19 protein-coding genes are annotated in these 18,847 nt (G+C 41.4%); 12 read left to right on the top strand and 7 right to left on the bottom strand.

The window, feature by feature from the left end; genetic code table 11:
• Positions 1-84 precede the first annotated feature (84 nt).
• The 5 genes from A7P55_RS04445 to A7P55_RS04465 all read left to right on the top strand — a co-directional run bounded on the left by A7P55_RS04445 (position 85) and on the right by A7P55_RS04465 (position 4,600).
• Entirely contained in the window at positions 85-462 is a 378-nt protein-coding gene (locus A7P55_RS04445; RefSeq protein WP_171551236.1) for a hypothetical protein, read from the top strand.
• 154 nt (positions 463-616) lie between these two features.
• Positions 617-1,681, top strand: coding sequence for a DUF1176 domain-containing protein (locus A7P55_RS04450; RefSeq protein ID WP_171551237.1), 1,065 nt, complete (start codon positions 617-619; stop codon positions 1,679-1,681).
• A 34-nt stretch (positions 1,682-1,715) separates the two neighbouring features.
• On the top strand, positions 1,716-2,486 hold the full coding sequence (locus tag A7P55_RS04455) for a hypothetical protein (protein WP_171551238.1): 771 nt from the start codon (positions 1,716-1,718) through the stop codon (positions 2,484-2,486).
• Positions 2,487-2,622: 136 nt separating this feature from the next.
• Positions 2,623-3,138, top strand: a complete 516-nt coding sequence (locus tag A7P55_RS04460) for a hypothetical protein (RefSeq protein WP_216077966.1) — start codon at positions 2,623-2,625, stop codon at positions 3,136-3,138.
• A 202-nt stretch (positions 3,139-3,340) separates the two neighbouring features.
• Positions 3,341-4,600 carry a hypothetical protein gene (locus A7P55_RS04465; protein ID WP_171551239.1) on the top strand — a complete coding sequence of 420 codons (1,260 nt, stop codon included), beginning with the start codon at positions 3,341-3,343 and terminating at the stop codon, positions 4,598-4,600.
• A 47-nt stretch (positions 4,601-4,647) separates the two neighbouring features.
• Here A7P55_RS04465 and gatB read toward each other — a convergent pair whose 3' ends face one another.
• From gatB to gatC, 3 genes are read right to left on the bottom strand one after another with little or no spacing between them, the layout of a single operon-like run.
• Positions 4,648-6,117 (bottom strand): Asp-tRNA(Asn)/Glu-tRNA(Gln) amidotransferase subunit GatB, encoded by a 1,470-nt coding sequence (gene gatB, locus A7P55_RS04470; protein ID WP_171551240.1) that lies wholly within the window; start codon positions 6,115-6,117, stop codon positions 4,648-4,650.
• Positions 6,117-7,595: an Asp-tRNA(Asn)/Glu-tRNA(Gln) amidotransferase subunit GatA gene (gene gatA / locus A7P55_RS04475; RefSeq protein ID WP_171551241.1), complete on the bottom strand. Its 1,479-nt coding sequence runs from the start codon at positions 7,593-7,595 to the stop codon at positions 6,117-6,119. The genes gatB and gatA overlap by 1 nt, the downstream gene beginning before the upstream one ends.
• 53 nt (positions 7,596-7,648) lie before the next feature.
• Positions 7,649-7,966: an Asp-tRNA(Asn)/Glu-tRNA(Gln) amidotransferase subunit GatC gene (gene gatC, locus A7P55_RS04480; RefSeq protein WP_171551242.1), complete on the bottom strand. Its 318-nt coding sequence runs from the start codon at positions 7,964-7,966 to the stop codon at positions 7,649-7,651.
• A gap of 133 nt (positions 7,967-8,099) precedes the next feature.
• Between gatC and A7P55_RS04485 the strand changes: the two genes are divergently transcribed.
• The 6 genes from A7P55_RS04485 to A7P55_RS04510 all read left to right on the top strand — a co-directional run bounded on the left by A7P55_RS04485 (position 8,100) and on the right by A7P55_RS04510 (position 12,868).
• Positions 8,100-9,140, top strand: coding sequence for a rod shape-determining protein (locus tag A7P55_RS04485; protein WP_004652309.1), 1,041 nt, complete (start codon positions 8,100-8,102; stop codon positions 9,138-9,140).
• 17 nt (positions 9,141-9,157) lie between these two features.
• Positions 9,158-10,015 (top strand): rod shape-determining protein MreC, encoded by an 858-nt coding sequence (mreC, locus tag A7P55_RS04490; RefSeq protein WP_004802987.1) that lies wholly within the window; start codon positions 9,158-9,160, stop codon positions 10,013-10,015.
• Positions 10,002-10,493 (top strand): rod shape-determining protein MreD, encoded by a 492-nt coding sequence (gene mreD, locus A7P55_RS04495; RefSeq protein WP_171551243.1) that lies wholly within the window; start codon positions 10,002-10,004, stop codon positions 10,491-10,493. Before mreC ends, mreD begins: the two co-directional genes overlap by 14 nt.
• The gene (locus tag A7P55_RS04500; RefSeq protein ID WP_005206018.1) at positions 10,481-11,041 is read left to right on the top strand and encodes a Maf-like protein; all 561 of its coding nucleotides are present in this window, start codon (positions 10,481-10,483) and stop codon (positions 11,039-11,041) included. Before mreD ends, A7P55_RS04500 begins: the two co-directional genes overlap by 13 nt.
• A gap of 63 nt (positions 11,042-11,104) precedes the next feature.
• Positions 11,105-12,559, top strand: coding sequence for a ribonuclease G (gene rng / locus A7P55_RS04505; RefSeq protein WP_004802994.1), 1,455 nt, complete (start codon positions 11,105-11,107; stop codon positions 12,557-12,559).
• A 135-nt stretch (positions 12,560-12,694) separates the two neighbouring features.
• The gene (locus A7P55_RS04510) at positions 12,695-12,868 is read left to right on the top strand and encodes a PA1571 family protein (RefSeq protein ID WP_004775299.1); all 174 of its coding nucleotides are present in this window, start codon (positions 12,695-12,697) and stop codon (positions 12,866-12,868) included.
• Between the two features lie 35 nt (positions 12,869-12,903).
• Here A7P55_RS04510 and A7P55_RS04515 read toward each other — a convergent pair whose 3' ends face one another.
• Entirely contained in the window at positions 12,904-14,289 is a 1,386-nt protein-coding gene (locus tag A7P55_RS04515) for a wax ester/triacylglycerol synthase family O-acyltransferase (protein WP_171551244.1), read from the bottom strand.
• A 185-nt stretch (positions 14,290-14,474) separates the two neighbouring features.
• Positions 14,475-15,095, bottom strand: a complete 621-nt coding sequence (locus tag A7P55_RS04520; protein ID WP_016651090.1) for a phosphoadenosine phosphosulfate reductase family protein — start codon at positions 15,093-15,095, stop codon at positions 14,475-14,477.
• Between the two features lie 208 nt (positions 15,096-15,303).
• On the opposite strand from A7P55_RS04520, the gene thrH reads away from it, so the two are divergent.
• Positions 15,304-15,921, top strand: a complete 618-nt coding sequence (gene thrH, locus A7P55_RS04525) for a bifunctional phosphoserine phosphatase/homoserine phosphotransferase ThrH (RefSeq protein ID WP_004652299.1) — start codon at positions 15,304-15,306, stop codon at positions 15,919-15,921.
• A 75-nt stretch (positions 15,922-15,996) separates the two neighbouring features.
• Here the strand turns inward: thrH and A7P55_RS04530 are convergent, their stop codons facing one another.
• On the bottom strand, positions 15,997-17,226 hold the full coding sequence (locus A7P55_RS04530) for an outer membrane protein transport protein (protein WP_171551245.1): 1,230 nt from the start codon (positions 17,224-17,226) through the stop codon (positions 15,997-15,999).
• Positions 17,227-17,477: 251 nt separating this feature from the next.
• Positions 17,478-18,812 (bottom strand): outer membrane protein transport protein, encoded by a 1,335-nt coding sequence (locus A7P55_RS04535; protein WP_171551246.1) that lies wholly within the window; start codon positions 18,810-18,812, stop codon positions 17,478-17,480.
• Positions 18,813-18,847 lie beyond the last annotated feature (35 nt).

The following is an 18,847-nucleotide window of genomic DNA, read 5'->3' on the forward strand; positions in this document are numbered from 1 at the left end:
ACCACCTGATATTTTCTTACCGTCTAAGTTGAAAAAGGAACTTGATAAAATCTCTAATCCCATAAAAATATTGAGAAATAAACCATGATGAAGCCAAGCTATCTAGGGTGGGGATTACTCAATTTACAACTGATCATCGGTTTTGCTTATTCTTATGATTATTTTCATAGGCATATTATTGTAGACCATGTTTTAGCTTTTACTTTATCAGTTATTTTTATTGCGAATCTATTTTTCTTTTTTACTAAATTTATTAAAAATTATTCTCTTAGAGCATTTATTGCTATCATTTTCTCTAGCGTTCTAGTCTCTATATTATTTATTCAACTCAATAGAGAGGATGCTAATTTCATTGTGAGTGATGTTTTCCTTTTGATTGGGTATATGATGCTTAGAATGTTGCTCTATATTACAACTCCTATTGCATTGGTGGTTGAATTCTTTTCAAAGAAAAATAATTAAAATTTATTTAAAAACAGTTGTTTGTGTTTATTTGTTTTTTGGTAAAGTTGCTTAATCTGTAGCGTTAAAACGTATATAGTATAAGTAATCATGTCAGTATTCATAATGATTAAAATAATAGTATTAAATTTAGACGGCCTAGAGCATAAGTCTTATGAAAAAGATCCTTTCAGCCTGTTACCTTGTTGCCCTGAGTTCTAGTACCTTTGCCCAAGAGATCAAAGGCATTTCATTCTCGCATGAAGATTGGGAAATTTACTGTAGCAATACAGGCACTTGTCGAGCTGCAGGTTATTACAATCAATATAGTGACGATGAACCTGCCTCATTGTTATTGACCCGTCAGGCAGGTGCACGGCAGCCTGTAAAAGTCGAATTTGCCTTGTCGCGTTTTGAACAACCGTCTATGCCAGCAGCAAAACTTAAAAATATTCATTTTTATGTAAATGGCAAAGACTTTGGACAGGTGTCCGTTGATGGAACAGAGTTCCCATTGATGGGGCAACTCTCTACAAATCAAGCTAATGCCTTATTACAACAATCCAAGAAAAAGACCGAAATCATTTTTAAAAATGCCAATTTAAATTGGAAAATATCAGACACAGGTCTGACAGCCGTATTGCTGAAAATGGATGATTTTCAAAAGCGCGTGGGTACAGTGGGTGCTTTGATTAAAAAAGGTAAAGCGGATGAGTCGAATGTGTTAGCAGCTCAACCCAAATTCACGGTTAAACAAATTAAAACTTCGAGTAAGCCTTATCTGACATTACGACCAACCGACAAACGCTATGCTGCACTCTATCAAAACTTGATGGCGAATCAGCCAGTGCCTAAAAAAGAAGGATTCTGTGAAGGGGCTTATGACGGTAAGCAAACAGCGCCCCAAGCGATTGATCTCTATAAACTAAGCAATAAAAAAGTTTTGGCAGCTACGCTATGTTGGCGAGGTGCATATAACGAAGGTTATGGTGCATGGGTATTGGATGAGTCACTTGCGAATAAAGCCACTTTTGTGACGGAACATTCCTCTGAGTTTTATAACGGGATTCTCAGCAGTTCCCAGAAAGGGCGTGGTATTGGTGATTGTTGGTCGAGTGATGAATGGGTCTGGGATGGGCAGAAGTTTGTACATACGCTAGATCGCTGGACTGGGATGTGTCGAGGTCTTGCTGCGGGTGGGGTGTGGGAGCTTGATCAGATTGAAGCGATTGTTAAGTAATACGGTAAAGATAAAAATAGCCTAAGGAAACACAATGCTTAAACATAAGATGGGTTTATGTGGAATGATTTTAATAGGTGTATCCGCCTATTTCAGTACACCTGTTTTTGCTGCACCCTTACAGATTCTAGACTTTAAAAAGGGGCAACTGAGTGCAACGGAACAGACGCAACTCTGTGAACAAGTCAAAGAGCTATGTCAGCAGCTTACACAATTACAGAGTTTGAAAACGCCAGATCAAACCTTATGGTTATTGTCTGAGGGCAATATTGCCCAGTTTAGTCATTCGAATTCTGGCTTTAAATTATTGAAGCAATGGCAGATTCCATTAGCGCCTGCCGAGGAAATGGCACGATCAAAACAATATATTTACCCTAAACTGTTTCCAATGGATCAAAACCGTTATGCGGTTGCGCTGATTGATAGCTTTTCAGAAATGTATTCGGGTGGTGGGGCAGGAATTGAACGTGCCAGCTTTTATGAGTTAAAGGATTCAGGCAAGACACATCGCTTTATTGAAAACTATCCTTTTAATTTTAGCCGTATGATTCGGGCCTGTTTCTCAGAACAGGATTATGAAAACTCTAAGGGCAAGTGCCATGATGAAGATAGTTTGAGCCTAGATATTCGTCCGATCAAGCCGATGCTTTGGCAATTCCGTTACCGCTACAGTTTGGATGTATCACCTGCATCAGATTCGGGAGAGAAATCATTTAAGGGCAGTCGTAACCTGAATATTGATTTAAATAAAGCACCTGAGCAACCGAATATTCCAGCAGAGTGGGATTATGAAGGTGCAGGTTGAGTGATTTACCATCTTCATGGTTTTTACATTTTGCCAAAGCTTTGAGCGCTTGGGCTTACGCAATTTACAGCGTCATAACAGATGATCTCTTCGGAGCATGGTACAAAGAGAAAGATTGCAATTTGGAACTGTGCTTATGTCTCGTGTTTATACTTCTGCCCGCCGTAAATTTTCTCATTTGAGTCGTTCTGTGTTGATGGCTGCGGCTGTGTTGGGTACAACCCAAGTGGCAATGGCAGGGCCAACAGTCGATCAATTGAGTGATTGTTTGGTGAAAGCGACCACAGCAGCAGATAAAACCACGGTTTTGCAATGGACTTTCACGGCTTTAGCAGCACATCCAGATTTAAAGTCTTTTAGTAATGTCACACCTGAGCAGAAAACCCAGTTGGATCAGAAGTTGGCGCAGGTGTTACAGCGTGTGATTGTGGAGCAGTGTTCGACACAAACCAAAGCAGTGATTCAGGCTGAAGGAATTCAAGCCGTTGGACAGGCTTTTCAGCAGTTAGGTCAGAGCGCAGGGCAGGATATTGTCAAAGATCCAGCGGTTAGACAGCAGTTGCAAGGCACCTTGCGTTATATTGATTTAAATAAATTGGTCACGACTTTTTTAACACCTGATATCTGGAATAAGTTGGGTGTGGTGAGGTAAAAGAAAGAAGTATTGCTTTTAAATACCTCTCCCTAGAGGAGAGGATTGCAATTCATTTAAAAAATAATAGTTTACGATTTTTTCAGATTTTAAGTATTCAATTTCTTATTTTTATTTTAATGGAAGGGGATTTAATACAATTTAAATTTTTGCAATAATTTTAATTTTAAAAAATCTATTAAGTATTGTTAAGGCGGTTTATATGGGGAATTGGAACAAAAGATTGCGGGATTGTTCAATACATTTAAGTAATGCAACTGATAATTATCTAGAGCCTGATCTTTTTCGCATAAATTTTAATAATTTCATGCAAACAGCTCGAACTGTAACTTTTTTAATCCAAAAAGAAAAAAGTGAATTACAGAAACAATTTGATTTCGATGGTTGGTATCAATGCTATCAAAATAAGTGGAGATCAGATTCAATAATGAAGTGGTCTGTGGATACTAGAAATATCATAGAAAAACAGTCAGATATTCCAATGTATTCAAAAATTGAAATAAAATTGGCGATAGGATATTTATCTCAACAAGATATAAGTTTGGATATTGATCAAGAGGAGTTGGTGTTTTTTGGGGTTAAAAAGTTAATAGCATGGGCTAAGAAGTATTTAAATAATTATAAAGATGCGGCAGTTTGGATAGGTAGAAGTTGGCAAGATCCTAAGCTTCAAAGTCATGACTTAGTATCTGCAATGCAATATGTATATTCTCGCCTTTATGAATGTTGTATGGATTTAAATAAAAAGTTAGAACAGAGTTTCAAATTAAAGACTCCAGATGAAGTGATTTCAGAGTTTAATGTTGCTTATACATTTGAATATATTGAGTTAAATACATTTAAATCCCTTTCATTGAAGCAAAAGGTATACGAGCTAGATAGTGGAATAGATTCCTCTAATTTTCTTGAAGAGAGACCATGCCAAGGAGGAAAATTAAGCAAAGAGCTAAAATCCCAATTTTTAGATATAAAATTGCGTTCAAAGTCTATTAACTCCACAAAAGAATTATTAGAATTATACTCAGATATGGCATTATTAAATTTTCGGTGTGATGGGTCAATTCTTCCAGTTGCTCTTTTTTTTGATGCAAATTTTAATTGTATAAAATATTTACCTTATTTGCTAGAAAATCAAGTTGGTAAGTATATTTTTTGGAGGAATTTAGGTGTTTTGGTCAGTGTTTTGAAGCCTACTTATATTATTTTTTCTGATGAGTATTATGTTCGTGATAGACCTAATATAAATGAATATTGGCGTAATACAAATATTCAAGGTGAATACCTGAGCACTCGATTGTTATCTAAATTAAAAGAAGAAGAGTTTGAACTGTGCGAAATTAGATATGCCATTCAAAAGGAACAATTAGTAAATCCTATTCATAAAGACTATTTGGTTTCAGCAATGGATGTTGAAGGAAATAATGAGGCTTTTATGTATGTTCCAATTTTAAAAGAGTTCTAATAAGAAAACCCGCTCTAAAGCGGGTTTTCTTTTGAAATTAGATGAGTTTAACCAATCAATTTCTTCATTAATTCATTCACTTGAGCTGGGTTAGCTTTACCTTTTGCAGCTTTCATAACTTGACCAACCAGACCGTTAAAGGCTTTTTCCTTACCAGACTTGTACTCTTCAACCATTTTTTCATTGGCTGCAAGCACTTCTTTGATAATTGCTTCAATCGCACCTGTATCGGTTTCTTGCTTCAAACCTTTCTCAGCAATAATGTCATCCGCAGATTTTCCTTCTGCTTCCCACATAAAGCCAAACACTTGTTTTGCAATTTTACCGTTAATAGTATTGTCGACAATACGCGCGATCATGCCGCCCAATTGCTCAGCAGAAACAGGAGAGTCCGCCAATTCTAGACCCGCTTTGTTTAAAGCGCCTGAGAATTCACCCATTACCCAGTTTGCAGAGACTTTACCTTGCTTCGCACCGCCCGCAGCAGCCACAACCGCTTCGTAGAACTCCGCTATTTCACGTGACAGCGTCAATACGTGTGCATCGTACTCAGTCACAGCAAAGTCAGCGATAAAGCGTGCACGGCGCGCTTTAGGCAGTTCTGGAAGGGCAGCACGTGCCGCTTCGATCTGCTCGTCGGCAATGATTACTGGCAATAAATCTGGATCTGGGAAGTAGCGATAGTCGTTCGCTTCTTCTTTCGAACGCATTGAACGGGTTTCCATCTTGTTCGGATCGAACAAACGAGTTTCCTGATCGATCGTGCCGCCGTATTCCAAGATTTCCATTTGGCGTTCAATTTCAACATTGATCGCTTGCTCAATGAAACGGAATGAGTTGAGGTTTTTCAACTCGCAACGCGTACCAAAAGGCTGACCTGGACGACGCAGCGATACGTTACAGTCGGCACGGAATGAACCTTCTGCCATGTTACCGTCAGAAATACCTAACCAACGCACGAGCGTGTGAATCGATTTGATATAGGCAACCGCTTCTTCAACTGAACGCATATCTGGCTCAGATACGATTTCAAGCAATGGTGTGCCCGCACGGTTTAAGTCGATACCCGACATACCTTCGAATTGGTCATGGATCGATTTACCTGCATCTTCTTCAAGATGGGCACGGGTCACGCCAATACGCTTCACAGTGCCATCTTCAAGCTGAATGTCGATATGACCCAAGCCCACAATCGGATTGTCCATCTGGCTGATCTGGTAGCCTTTTGGCGAATCTGGGTAGAAATAGTTCTTACGCGCAAACACAGAGGCTTGGTCGATATATGCATCAATCCCCAAACCGAAGCGAATCGCAAGATCAACCACTTCAGCATTCAATACTGGCAACACGCCCGGCATTGCTAAATCAACAAGACTGGCTTGTGTATTTGGGTCTTGACCAAATTCAGTCGATGAACCTGAGAAGATTTTAGACTTGGTTGCCAACTGCGTGTGGATCTCGATCCCGATAACGACTTCCCAACCGTCAATTAACTTTAACTTTTGAGCTTCAGTCATTATGCATTCTCCTCAGCAATTGCCGCACGTTTGGTATGCCAGTCTGTATTTTGTTGATATTGATGCACAATCGACAACAATTGTGATTCTGACCAATAGTTACCAATCAACTGTAAGCCGACAGGCAAGCTGTCTTTATCAAAACCAACAGGTGCGTTAATGGCTGGTAGACCTGCCAAGTTCACTGCAAGGGTATAGATATCGCCTAAATACATTTCAGTCGGGCTGAGGTTTGCACCGATTTTGTAGGCTGTAGTTGGTGCAGATGGCGCAGCAATCACGTCAACATTTTCAAATGCTTTGAGGAAATCTTGCTGAATCAAACGACGTACTTTTTGTGCTTTGACATAGTAGGCATCGTAGTAACCCGCGGAAAGAGCGTAAGTTCCGATCAAGATACGACGTTGTACTTCAGCACCAAAACCTTCTGAACGTGAACGCTTGTACAAGTCCATTAAGTCCACAGGATTTTCACAACGGTAGCCATAACGTACGCCGTCAAAACGTGACAGGTTTGAAGAAGCTTCCGCAGGTGCAATCAAGTAGTAAGTTGGTACATAGGCTTCAGTCATGTTGAGATCAATCTCAACCAAGATCGCGCCCATTTCCTCTAACTTTTTCAACGACTCTTCAACGCGTGCTTTTACATCTGCGTCTAAACCAGCCACATTGAAGTATTGCTTTGGAATACCAATGCGTAGGCCTTTCACTGCCGTACCGTTTAGGTTAGCAACGTAATCGTCCACTGCTTTGTTGATTGAAGTGGAGTCTTTGGCATCATGACCAGCGATCACATTCATCAAGTAAGCACAGTCTTCCGCAGAACGTGCCATTGGACCGCCCTGATCCAGTGATGATGCATAGGCAATCATGCCGAAGCGAGATACACGACCATAAGTCGGTTTTAAGCCGGTTAAGCCGCAGAATGAAGCAGGTTGACGAATTGAGCCACCTGTATCGGTACCTGTTGCGATTGGCGCGAGATCAGCCGCGACAGCTGCTGCTGAACCACCTGATGAACCACCTGGAACATGATCCAGTGCCCAAGGATTCGACGTTGCACCGACATAAGAGTTTTCAGAGGTTGAACCCATGGCGAACTCATCCATGTTCACCTTACCTAAAGTTACAAGACCTGCAGCTTTAGCTTTTGCAACCACAGTTGCATCATAAGGTGAAATGAAGTTATCCAGCATTTTTGAACCGGCAGTGGTTTTAATGCCTTGGGTACAAAAAATATCTTTGTGGGCAAGTGGAATACCTGCCAGCGCGTGTGCATTGCCTGCTTTCAGTGCAGCATCGGCCGCATTTGCTTCAGCAAGAGCCTGTTCTGCGGTGACCGTCACATAACTTTTTACTTTCGGGTCAATTTGGGCAATACGCTTTAAATAATGTTCAGTCAATTCGCGTGATGAAAATTGGGCTTGTTTTAAGCCTTCAGAGAGTTCACGGATTGATAAGCGATGTAAATCTGTCATATGAAAAATTTCTTTACATTCTAAATATAAAATATTGACTAATCGAATAAATCTTATTCAATTACGCGAGGTACGAGGTATAAACCTGCTTCTGTAGCAGGCGCGACCGCTTGATATTCATCACGATGGTTGCTTTCAGTCACAACGTCAGTGCGTAGAGGTTGCGGGTTGTCAAATGGGCTCTTTAAAGGCTCAACATCATCGGTATTAATGCCTTTCAAGCTTTCCATCATGCCAAGGATTTTATTTAAACTTTGAGCATATTCAGCAGATTGCGTGTCATTAAGAGATAAACGGGCAAGGTGTGCAATTTGCGATACCGTTTGCGCATTTAAGTCTGTTGTCTGCTGAGCATCTGATGATGTAGACATAACTTTACCTAATTCAGTATTAAAAAATTTCAAAATATCGTGCGTTATAATAAGCGATTGACTTGTTCAAATCATCACATTTAGTTAAAGTTGCCACCTTGTATTCACACAAAGTTTAATTGAGAACGCCCCCGTGATTCTAAAACGACTAATTGGCTTGTTTTCGCCGGATTTAGCCATTGATTTAGGTACTGCAAATACACTTATTTATGCACCAGGCCGTGGCATTATATTAAATGAACCAACTGTTGTGGCAATTCGCCATAGTGGTTCACAAAAAATTGTTGCCGCTGTAGGTATTGATGCTAAACAAATGTTAGGCCGTACACCAGCGAATATTTCAGCAATTCGTCCGATGAAAGACGGTGTGATTGCTGATTTTGAAGTCACTGAGACCATGTTGAATCAGTTTATCGGCAAAGTGCATGAAAAGCGGTTATTCCCGCCAGCACCGCGTGTCGTTGTCTGCGTACCTTGCAAATCAACACTGGTTGAGCGTCGTGCGATTCGTGAAGCTGTATTTAATGCAGGTGCGCGTGATGTACGTTTAATCGAAGAGCCAATGGCTGCTGCGATTGGCGCAGGTATGCCAGTTGAGCAAGCATGTGGTTCGATGGTGGTCGATGTTGGTGGTGGTACCACTGAAATCGCAATTATTTCATTACAAGGTTGTGTCTACGCTGATTCATTACGTATCGGTGGTGATGTATTTGATGAGCAAATCATCAATTATGTGCGTAAAGCACACGGTTGTGTGATCGGGGAAACAACAGCCGAAGTCATTAAAAAAGAAGTGGGTATGGCTGTTGCTGACGGCAAGACCCTCGAGATTGAAGTTCGTGGTCGTAACTTGGCAGAGGGTGTACCTCGCGCGATTACCGTGACTTCTGATGAAATCACGCAGGCAATTTCTGATCCGTTACAAAGCATTGTAAGCGCTGTAAAATCTGCACTTGAGCAAACACCACCTGAATTGTCTTCGGATATTGCAGAGCGTGGTATTGTGTTGACAGGTGGCGGTGCATTATTGCGTAACCTGGATAAATTACTTGCGCAAGAAACAGGTTTACCTGTGATTGTTGCAGATGATCCTTTAACTTGTGTCACTCGTGGCGGCGGTAAAGTATTAGAGTTCTTTGACAATCCAAACCACGACATGCTTTTCGTTGGTTAAATCATAAGGACTAGGCGGTGCAACCGAATCTTTTTTCAAGACAACCGCCATCTTTTCGCTCATTTGTCATTGCGGTGATTACATGTTTGGTGGTGCTTTTCTTTGATTGGCGCATGCCTTATGTAATTCAACCTGCAAGGGATGTCTTGTACGCCGCGTATAATCCAATTTATGCGCTGGCAAGCTATCCTGTACTGTCGCGAGAATGGCTTAACCAACAAACCAAATCTGAAGCGCAATTGCGACGTGAAAACACCGCAATGCAAGCTGAACTGCTACAAGCACAAGTCCGCCTCCAAAAACTTTCAGAACTCTCTGCGGAAAATAACCGTTTAAGAGGGCTTTTGGATACGCCATTGATTATTGATGGTCGTATGCAGATAGCGGAAGTGATTGGGACTGATGCTGATCCATTACGTCATATTATTATCATTAACCGTGGTTCAGTAGATCATTTAAGTGCGGGACAAACTGTTCTAGACGATAAGGGGATTATGGGGCAGATCATTAATGTCTATCCACATAGTGCCCGTATCATGTTGCTGTCTGATAAAGAGCATTCATTGTCTGTGCGTTTAGAGCGTACCGGAATGCGTGCGATTATTTCGGGTACAGGCGATTTGGGGCAACTCAAAATGGAATATGTACCAACCAGTGCCAATATTCAGGTTGGGGACAAAGTCTTTAGTTCGGGCTTAGGCGAACATTTCCCAGCAGGTTATTTAGTGGGGACTGTGTCTAAAGTCAGTCGTCATACTTCAGGTGAGTTTGCTGAAATTGATGTCACGCCAGCGGCTCAACTTGCCAGTGGTCATCATGTTGTGGTGCTCTTCTCTGAATCCTTAGCGCAGGAGCAACCGTATGCCGATCGCTAAGCTCAATTATGATAAACGCAAAGATCCGCTATGGATGATTATTCTCTCCATCGTGATTGGTTCTGTATTGATGGTTTATCCGATGGCCTATGAGGCCTCGGGTTGGCGACCATCCATCATGCTAATGATTATGCTGTTCTGGATTCTCTATCAGCCTGTTTGGTGTGGTGTCTGGTTTGCTTTTGGCATGGGCCTTTTTGCAGACCTGCTACTCGATGCACCGTTCGGTTTAAATGCACTCAGTTTTGTTGTGATCAGTTTTGGTATTCGCTATTTAATTCGTGAGCGTCGTATTCTCACTTTTGGGAATTCGTGGGTGATTGCGGTGATTGCGATTGTTGCACATATTACTTTTTTGTGGATTAGCCAGACCATTGCAGGTACACATTTTTCGATTGCGCGCCATTGGCAACCTGTTGTGACAAGTGTACTGGCATGGCCATTGGTTTATTATTGCTTACATAAATGGCGCATATAATTCTCGCATCAAGCTCGCCTCGTCGGCAGGAGCTACTACAGCAGTTGGGTTTGGACTTTGAAATCTATCGTCCAGATGTCGATGAGGCGGTGCATGAGGGTGAGACTGTTGAGCATTATGTTGAACGCTTGGCGCGCGAGAAGGCACAAGTCGTTTTAAATAAATATACTGACGCAATTGTGATTGCGGCAGATACCAGTTTAAGTTTTGCTGGGCAGATCATTGGTAAGCCAGAGTCAAAGCAACACGCTTTTTCCATCTGGTCGATGCTTTCTGGGCAATGGCATGATGTCTATTCCGGAATTTGTGTCGCAAGTTCTGCTCAGATTTTGAGTCGTGTGGTGAGAACGCAAGTTGAGTTACAGCAACTCAGCCATGCGGAAATGGAAAAATATTGGGCAACGGGCGAACCGATTGGTAAAGCAGGTGCTTATGCGATACAGGGAATTGCAGCACAATATATTCCACAAATTCGAGGCAGTTATAGCAATGTCGTGGGTTTGCCTTTGCATGAGATCGCACAGTTATTAGAAAGCGTTAAAGCCTAAGTATTTCAATACAGGGAACGACACTTTCGGGTATAAGAATTTTTATAAAATTTTGAGTTTGTTATGGCAGAAGAGTTGCTGATTAACGTCACGCCGATGGAATGTCGTGTGGCATTGATTGAAAATGGAACGGTCAATGAATTATTCGTTGAGCGAACTGTAAAACGTGGGTTAGTGGGTAATATCTACAAAGGTAAAGTGGTCCGTGTACTACCAGGTATGCAAGCAGCCTTTGTCGACATTGGTTTGTCTCGAACCGCCTTTTTGCATATTAACGATATGGTTTGGTCGCGTTCGCAACCGACACCAAACGTTTTTGAGTTGTTACATCCGGGGCAGATGCTCACTGTCCAAGTCATGAAAGATATGTTGGGTACCAAAGGTGCTCGTCTAAGTACCGATCTTTCTATCCCATCGCGCTATCTTGTGCTCATGCCTTATGGCAATCACATTGGTGTATCACAGCGAATTGAGTCTGAAGAAGAGCGAGACCGCCTACGTAGCATCATTGAACATATTCAGGCAGAACATAATTTACCTGGTAGTGTGATTGTTCGTACTGCGGCCGAAGGGGTGGATGAAGCTGCGATTGCACAAGATATGTGTTATCTCAGCAAACTTTGGGAATTTATTCAGCGCAAACAAAAAGAAGCGGCAACGGCTGAACTGATCTTTGAGGAACTGCCTTTACCACAACGTATTATCAGAGATTTAGCCAGTGATGAAACGGCGAAGATCTATGTCGATTCACGCGAGATTCATGGCAAGCTCAGCGAGTTTGTCGATGAGTTTGTTCCGACGATTCAAAATCGCTTAATTCATTATCCGGGTGAAAAACCACTTTTCGATTTGTATAACGTCGAAGAAGATATTCAAAAAGCGTTGCAGACCCGTGTCGCACTCAAGTCTGGCGGCTATCTGATGATAGATCAGACCGAAGCGATGACCACGATTGATGTCAATACAGGCTCATATGTGGGTGGGCGCAGCCTAGAAGACACGGTATTTAAAACCAATATGGAAGCTACTCAAGTAATCGCAAGACAACTGCGTCTGCGTAATTTGGGGGGGATTCTGATTATTGATTTTATTGATATGCAGGAAGCTGAGCATCGTGAAGAAGTGATGCGTCAGTTTGAACGAATGCTGGAACGCGATCATGCCAAGACTAAAATCACCCAAGTTTCGGAGCTGGGTTTAGTTGAAATGACACGTAAACGGACTCGTGAATCATTGGAGCATTTGCTTTGTGAATCGTGTCCAACCTGCCAAGGGCGGGGCTATGTGAAGACAGCAGAGACAGTATGTTACGAGATATTTCGAGAGATCATGCGTTATGCGCGTGCATTTGATTCCAAGGGTGGCTTTACTGTCGTTGCGCATCCAGCCGTGATAGATCGGCTATTAACAGCAGAAGCCCCAGCTGTCGCGGATTTAGAACATTTTGTAAATCGAGTAATCAAATTCCAAGTGGAAAATCTATATACGCAAGAGCAATATGATATCATTTTGACCTAAAGTTGTAACAAGATTTCGCTTAAGCCTTGTTACAACTGAAATTTTACTTTCTATCATGAATTTTAAATACTAGAACCATAAAATGAGCCATAGGTACTTTTGAGTCCCTTAGCAAATAATATGAGGTATATAACGATGAATGTGAGTGAAAGATTAGTGAATCACGGTTTCAAGCATGTTTTAGACAGTAACCCTGTAAATACATGTTATATGGTAGATAGCCAAGGTAAAGAAGTTCAGATTACTACGGCGATGATTCGTTCAGCCTGCCATCAACTGCTACAACGTTGTCGAACAATTAAAAAATAAGGGGCTATTCGAAGCCCCTTAATTTTTTTCTACCATTAATTCGCAACTTTCTGCTGTGGTAAGTTTTGAATGGCTTGTTCAAAACGTTGAATTTCTTCTTCTAAATGGGTTAGTAAGTTCTGCATTTTGGGTAATGCATTACGGCATGCGATTAAGCCCACTTCCAGTTTATCCAAATAACTGGTCATGGTGATATTCAGCGCTTGGCCATCCATCACAATCGATGCAGGGTAGAGCGCATCTAACTTTGCACCATTCCAATATAAAGGTTCGCGCGGACCTGGTACGTTTGAGATGACAAGGTTAAAGGCTTGACGCTTAGGCAACATCCCAGAAGCAATATTTAAGCCCGCTGGACCATACACAACTGCACTATAATTCAAAATCTCATTGGCAGTCATACGGCTAAAACGTTGCTTTGAGTTCTGTACGCTACGACGAATAACTTCTAAACGCTCAATTGGGTCTTCAATATGGGTCGCAAGATTTGCCAAAATCATGGTAATACGATTGCTGACATCAGAATCGTCGGTACGCAGTGATGCTGGAACCATCGCAATTAAAGGTTTCTTTGGCAAGCTGTTATGGCTGATCAGGTATTCACGTAAAGCACCTGAACATACCGCTAGAATCACGTCATTGAGCGTTACACCCAAAGATTTGGCAATCCGACGGAAACGACCGAGTTCAAAGGATTGTGCGGCAAAACGACGTGAAGAACTCACGCGCTGATTCAGAATTGAAGGCGGTGCCTGAAAGGTCGAGACATAATCTGGATTTTTGCCCATCTCTTTAAAAATGGTTTGTGACAGCTCTTGCATAACTTTAGGGGCAACTTCAAGCTGAGATTTAATCCCTTCCATCACCCCTTTGATTTTGCTGACAGTCGGCGGCTTTGGTGCTTTTAAACGCTTGGTCCGTTTACCTTCAACACACCAAAGTGGCACTACATGCTTTTCATTTGGATCTTGCGAAAGTGATTTTTCAATCAGACGCATACCTGCGACGCCGTCCACCATGGCATGGTGAATTTTGAAATACATGGCAAAACGGTTGCCTTCAATGCCTTCAATAATGTCGCAGGTCCAAAGAGGCTTAGCGCGATCAATCAAGGAACTATGCTGCTGTGAAATATAAACCAGTAATTCACGGATACGCCCAGGATTTGGCAGAGCAATATGGCGGAAGTGGTGATCCAGATCAAATTCGCTGTCTTCACCCCAGAACAAACCATTCAGTTGATTGTTAAATGGTGGGACAGGAATACTTTTTGATTGGCGAATTTCATTGACGAGATCATGCACAAACGTGGGTGATGCATTCTCTGGAAGCTCGAATAAAAACAATCCACCTACATGCATAGGCTGTTGTCTTTTCTCTAGCGAGAGAAAGATAAAATCAATGGGGTGTAGTGGGCGCATAGCAGATCTAGCCTCTCATCGCATTTTTTTCTAAGATACTCTCGAAGAGCTCTTATTAGAATTATTGGAACCGTTCTGCGCAGTATATACTGTTTGTTCTGGTTAAAATATGACTTTAGACAGGCGAGTCAGGAAAAATAAAACCACTGACGAATCAGTGGTTTTATTTTAATGAGGGATTTGATTTAGTGATTGAGATGCAAACCGCATTCGCGGTGTTCTTCACCTTTAGTCGGATCAAAATAATCTTCATTATCAGGTAAATTATGCTTTTGCATGTATTCCCATAGGTCTTTTGAGGTCCATTTTAATAGTGGCGCAACTTTGATCAGACCATCTGGATTAATACTTACAGGATCCATTTCTGCACGGACAGCTGTGTCTGTTGCACGTAAAGCGGTAAACCAAACTTTGGGTGCAGTTTCACGTAAGGCACGCTCAAAAGGTTCTAATTTTACTTCGGCAGTAAATGCTTCATGTTTTGGATCATCCAGTGCTGGGACTGGTCCTTCTAATGCTTCGCGATGTGCGCGTGAACGTTTTGGCAAATAAGTCAGAAGATTAAGATTCAAGAGTTTCGTAATTTCATCAACATATTTATAGGTTGTTTCGGTGTTATAGCCATTATCCATCCATACCACTTGGATATCAGGTTTAACACGGGTCAACATATGTAAAATGACAGCTTCAAATGGACGAAAATTAGTTGTCACAATAGCTTTTTCATTTAAGCTTAATGCCCATTCAACTAATTTTTCAGCATCGTTGCCCAATTCGCTATTGATTTGATCCAAGTTTAAAGTCATAACGCGTTGCCTTTTCTTTTCGTCGGTCTTTATCGTATACACGACACACTAGCCCATATAGTAATGTAATTATCTCTGGCCGGATATCTCCGTAAAGCAAATTCTTATTCAAAAAATCTATGGTTAGCGTATGAAAAAAGGGCAATTGCTCAATACATCTCCATGCTAAACTAGCGCAATTTTTAACACATAAGGTACTTGGATAAGCATGGAAATCGTATGCCTAGATCTTGAAGGGGTGTTAGTTCCAGAAATCTGGATTAACTTTGCAAAAAAAACAGGGATTAAAGAACTCGAAGCCACCACACGTGACATTCCAGATTACGATGTGCTGATGACACAACGCTTGAATATCTTGAAACAGCATGGTTTAGGATTGAATGATATTCAAGCCGTGATTGCCGATATGGGGCCATTTGAAGGCGCGAAAGAATTTGTCGAATGGGTACGTACTCATTTCCAATTGATTATTTTGTCCGATACGTTTTATGAGTTTGCGCATCCATTAATGAAGCAATTGGGATGGCCAACCATTTTCTGTCATAAGCTTGAAACTGATGAAAATGGCATGATCACCGCATACAAATTACGCCAACCTGATCAAAAGCGTCAGGCAGTAAAAGCATTGCATGGCTTGAACTTCCGTGTCATTGCAGCAGGTGATTCGTATAACGATACCACGATGCTGGGGGAAGCTGATCATGGTTTCTTATTTGATGCACCCGCTAATGTGATTGCAGAATTTCCACAGTTCCCACCATTGCATGGTTATGAAGCATTAAAACAGGCGATTCGTTCTGTTTCACAACGTGATATTCCAGAGTAATTAATCCTCCCCAGCCCTCCTTTAGAAAAGGAGGGAGCTTCCCCTCTTTAATAAAGAGGGGCTAGGGGAGATTTTTTAGAATTTATAACCAATCTTTAAACCATAGGCAATGGCATCATTATTTTCAAATTCAGCCACATAACCAGGTGTATTGAATTGTGAACCTGACTGTGCTTTGGCATCACCGAGCCAGAAGTATTTCACGCCACCCGCGATAAAGGTTGCAGGCGTAGGGCTATATTGAATACCCACACCGACATTCCAGTAACCTTCAGTTGGGCCTAATGTGGTGACTGGGTTGCCTGCGCCAGAATCCCAACCTACCGAGAGATTACCTGCCCATTGGTCATTGATTTTACGACCGACACCCGCAGTAATCGAGTATTGATCTTCAGTATAGGCAACCAAGTCGAAACCATCTTTTTTACCTGTTGAAGCAACGATTGGAGGCAAGACCGAAGCTGCACCAAATTTATATGGGCGAATGGCGAAGTCTTTCCAATTCACCCAACGTAAATTGGCAAACGCAACTGTGTTTTCCATAATCCCCGTTTGGAAATCAAGATTAACCGATTGAGGGGTGGTGATTTCAGTTGTGCCTGTTGAATGATTGATTTTATTTAAAATCGCATCAAAACCTGCATTGCCTGTCATGCCTGCAATGCCATGCGTTTCATAAGCATTCATCTCATGCTTGATTTTGGCACGATAAGTCAAAGAGGTTTTGAGTGCGATTTCAGGAATTTGATAAGCAACCCCTGCTAACCAACCGACTGCTTCATCACGACCAGTTTTAAAATCATAACCACTATAGGCACTATAGCTCTGACCACGTAATAACACGGTGCTGTCTAAAGTTTGATAAACCGCACCCGCATAAAGGTTCCAGTTTTGTGTTGGTTGATAACCGAATAACAAGTTTAAGTTTTCAGTATCGACAGTAACGGATGTACCACCTTTAAAAGGCAAAGGGCGGCTTTCGATAAAGTTACTTTTGCCTGTATATTCTGCATCCGCCCCATAAGGCTGGTCATAGATCAAACCAATCGAGAATTTATCCGTTGCTTGAATTTTTAGGGCAGCATTTGGCGAGTAATAATGATTCGCCATATTCCCTGTATTGTTTTGAGATGTGTCCTTACCTGATACATTGGGATCAAGAACAGTAAGACCTGCTTCAAAATAGTTATTTGGCTGTAGGAAGGCTGCAATTGATTGACCTGAGCGATCCAGTGCTGCGGCAAATGTTGTCGTTGTAGGAACTAAGCTAAGTAGAAGAGCCGTTTGAATAGCATTCAGCTTCATTAATATGTTCTCTCAAATCACTTTGTAACAGAATGGCGCGAAAAGTATCATAATTTTTATGCGCTTAAATATTTTACAAATGTCAATAAATGAACTGATAAAGTCACGAAAAATGCTTGAGTCCGATAGATTTATCTTGATGCGATTAAAGTAGAAGAGAAGTGTGTGTTTGTTGAACTATTATTTTGATTTTATTGATTAAAGCTATATAAAAAAGGCCATCTTAAGATGGCCTTTTTTAAGATAAATAATTAGAAACGGTAACCAAGTTTCAGACCGTATGCGATTGCTTTATTATCTTCAAATTCAGCAACATATTTATCACCGCCTGCTTGAGCACCAGTTTGCGCTTTCGCATCACCTAACCAAAAGTATTTTACACCACCAGAAATAAAGGTTGCAGGAGTAGGGCTATATTGAACGCCTACGCCAACGTTCCAATAACCTTCTGTTGGGCCAAGTGTAGTTACAGGATTGCCTGCACCAGAATCCCAACCTACAGAAACGTTACCCGCCCATTGGTCATTGAGTTTACGACCAACACCAGTTGTTACAGACCATTGATCATCAGAGTATTCAACTAAAGAAAAACCATTTTGACGATTGACTAATGGTCCAACGGCTTCAGCTGCTTTTCCAAATTTGTAAGGAGTGATTGAGAAGTCTTTCCAGTTCACCCAGCGTACGTTTGCAAATGCAACGGTATTCGCCATGATACCTGTTTGGAAATCGAGGTTAACAGATTGTGGTGTTGTAATTTTAGTTTGACCTTCAGCGGAGTTTGCTGCTGCAAAGCCACCGATTGCTTTTGAAATAGCTGGTAATAATGCTGGTGGAACAAGACCACCTAATGCTGGTGCTGCATTAGCTAATGGTGTAGCTAAACTTAAATTTTCACTTGCATTAAACTTATGGTCAACTTCAGAGCGATAAGTAATAGAAGCTTTTAGTGCAATCTCAGGAATTTGAAAAGAAGCCCCTGCTAACCAACCTACAGCGCCATCTTCTTTAATAGTGGCATCATAACCATTGAACACGCTATAAGCTGAACCACGTAAATGCACATTTCCTTTAATTGTTTGGTATACACCACCACCATAGAAGTTAAAGTTTTCAGTTGGTTGGAAGCCGAATATCATAGAAATGTTCTGTGAGTCTACCTCAACAGAAGTATTGCCAGTTGTTGCTCCACCAATAGATGATGTCGTAACAGGTAGTGAACTTAATACGCGATCATTTGGTGATGCAACAAAAACATTATTGCCAGTATATTTTGCATCTGCCCCGAAAGGTTGGTCGTAAATAAGACCAAATGAAATTTTATCAGTGAGTTGCAGTTTTAATGCTGCGCTAGGGAAGTAATAATCATCACCCATGTCGCCAATAGAGCGGTGTGGGGTAGCGCTCTCTCCGCCTTCTTTCCCTTTAACCGTTGGGTCTAAAACTGAAAGTCCAGCTTCAAAATAATTACCTGGTTGTAAAAATGCAGACATAGATTGACCTGAACGGTCTAACGCTGCTGCAAAAACTCCAGTTGCAGGTAGCGTTGCTAAGATCATGGCAGTGCTAAGATGTTTTAATTTCATTGTAATCTTTCCTTGAACTTCAAGATTCTTAAGTG

The organism is Acinetobacter sp. Ac_5812 (assembly GCF_013072695.1).
In the GTDB taxonomy this organism is placed as follows: domain Bacteria; phylum Pseudomonadota; class Gammaproteobacteria; order Pseudomonadales; family Moraxellaceae; genus Acinetobacter.

What these genes read in the sequence shown, in the direction of transcription:
- gatA (WP_171551241.1), bottom strand. Translation starts at nt 7,595, where the DNA reads ATGACAGATTTACATCGCTTATCAATCCGTGAACTCTCTGAAGGCTTA.
- mreD (WP_171551243.1), top strand. Translation starts at nt 10,002, where the DNA reads ATGCCGATCGCTAAGCTCAATTATGATAAACGCAAAGATCCGCTATGG.
- gatC (WP_171551242.1), bottom strand. Translation starts at nt 7,966, where the DNA reads ATGTCTACATCATCAGATGCTCAGCAGACAACAGACTTAAATGCGCAA.
- A7P55_RS04465 (WP_171551239.1), top strand. Translation starts at nt 3,341, where the DNA reads ATGGGGAATTGGAACAAAAGATTGCGGGATTGTTCAATACATTTAAGT.
- A7P55_RS04445 (WP_171551236.1), top strand. Translation starts at nt 85, where the DNA reads ATGATGAAGCCAAGCTATCTAGGGTGGGGATTACTCAATTTACAACTG.
- A7P55_RS04450 (WP_171551237.1), top strand. Translation starts at nt 617, where the DNA reads ATGAAAAAGATCCTTTCAGCCTGTTACCTTGTTGCCCTGAGTTCTAGT.
- A7P55_RS04500 (WP_005206018.1), top strand. Translation starts at nt 10,481, where the DNA reads ATGGCGCATATAATTCTCGCATCAAGCTCGCCTCGTCGGCAGGAGCTA.
- A7P55_RS04520 (WP_016651090.1), bottom strand. Translation starts at nt 15,095, where the DNA reads ATGACTTTAAACTTGGATCAAATCAATAGCGAATTGGGCAACGATGCT.
- rng (WP_004802994.1), top strand. Translation starts at nt 11,105, where the DNA reads ATGGCAGAAGAGTTGCTGATTAACGTCACGCCGATGGAATGTCGTGTG.
- A7P55_RS04460 (WP_216077966.1), top strand. Translation starts at nt 2,623, where the DNA reads ATGTCTCGTGTTTATACTTCTGCCCGCCGTAAATTTTCTCATTTGAGT.
- A7P55_RS04535 (WP_171551246.1), bottom strand. Translation starts at nt 18,812, where the DNA reads ATGAAATTAAAACATCTTAGCACTGCCATGATCTTAGCAACGCTACCT.
- thrH (WP_004652299.1), top strand. Translation starts at nt 15,304, where the DNA reads ATGGAAATCGTATGCCTAGATCTTGAAGGGGTGTTAGTTCCAGAAATC.
- A7P55_RS04530 (WP_171551245.1), bottom strand. Translation starts at nt 17,226, where the DNA reads ATGAAGCTGAATGCTATTCAAACGGCTCTTCTACTTAGCTTAGTTCCT.
- A7P55_RS04510 (WP_004775299.1), top strand. Translation starts at nt 12,695, where the DNA reads ATGAATGTGAGTGAAAGATTAGTGAATCACGGTTTCAAGCATGTTTTA.
- A7P55_RS04455 (WP_171551238.1), top strand. Translation starts at nt 1,716, where the DNA reads ATGCTTAAACATAAGATGGGTTTATGTGGAATGATTTTAATAGGTGTA.
- A7P55_RS04515 (WP_171551244.1), bottom strand. Translation starts at nt 14,289, where the DNA reads ATGCGCCCACTACACCCCATTGATTTTATCTTTCTCTCGCTAGAGAAA.
- gatB (WP_171551240.1), bottom strand. Translation starts at nt 6,117, where the DNA reads ATGACTGAAGCTCAAAAGTTAAAGTTAATTGACGGTTGGGAAGTCGTT.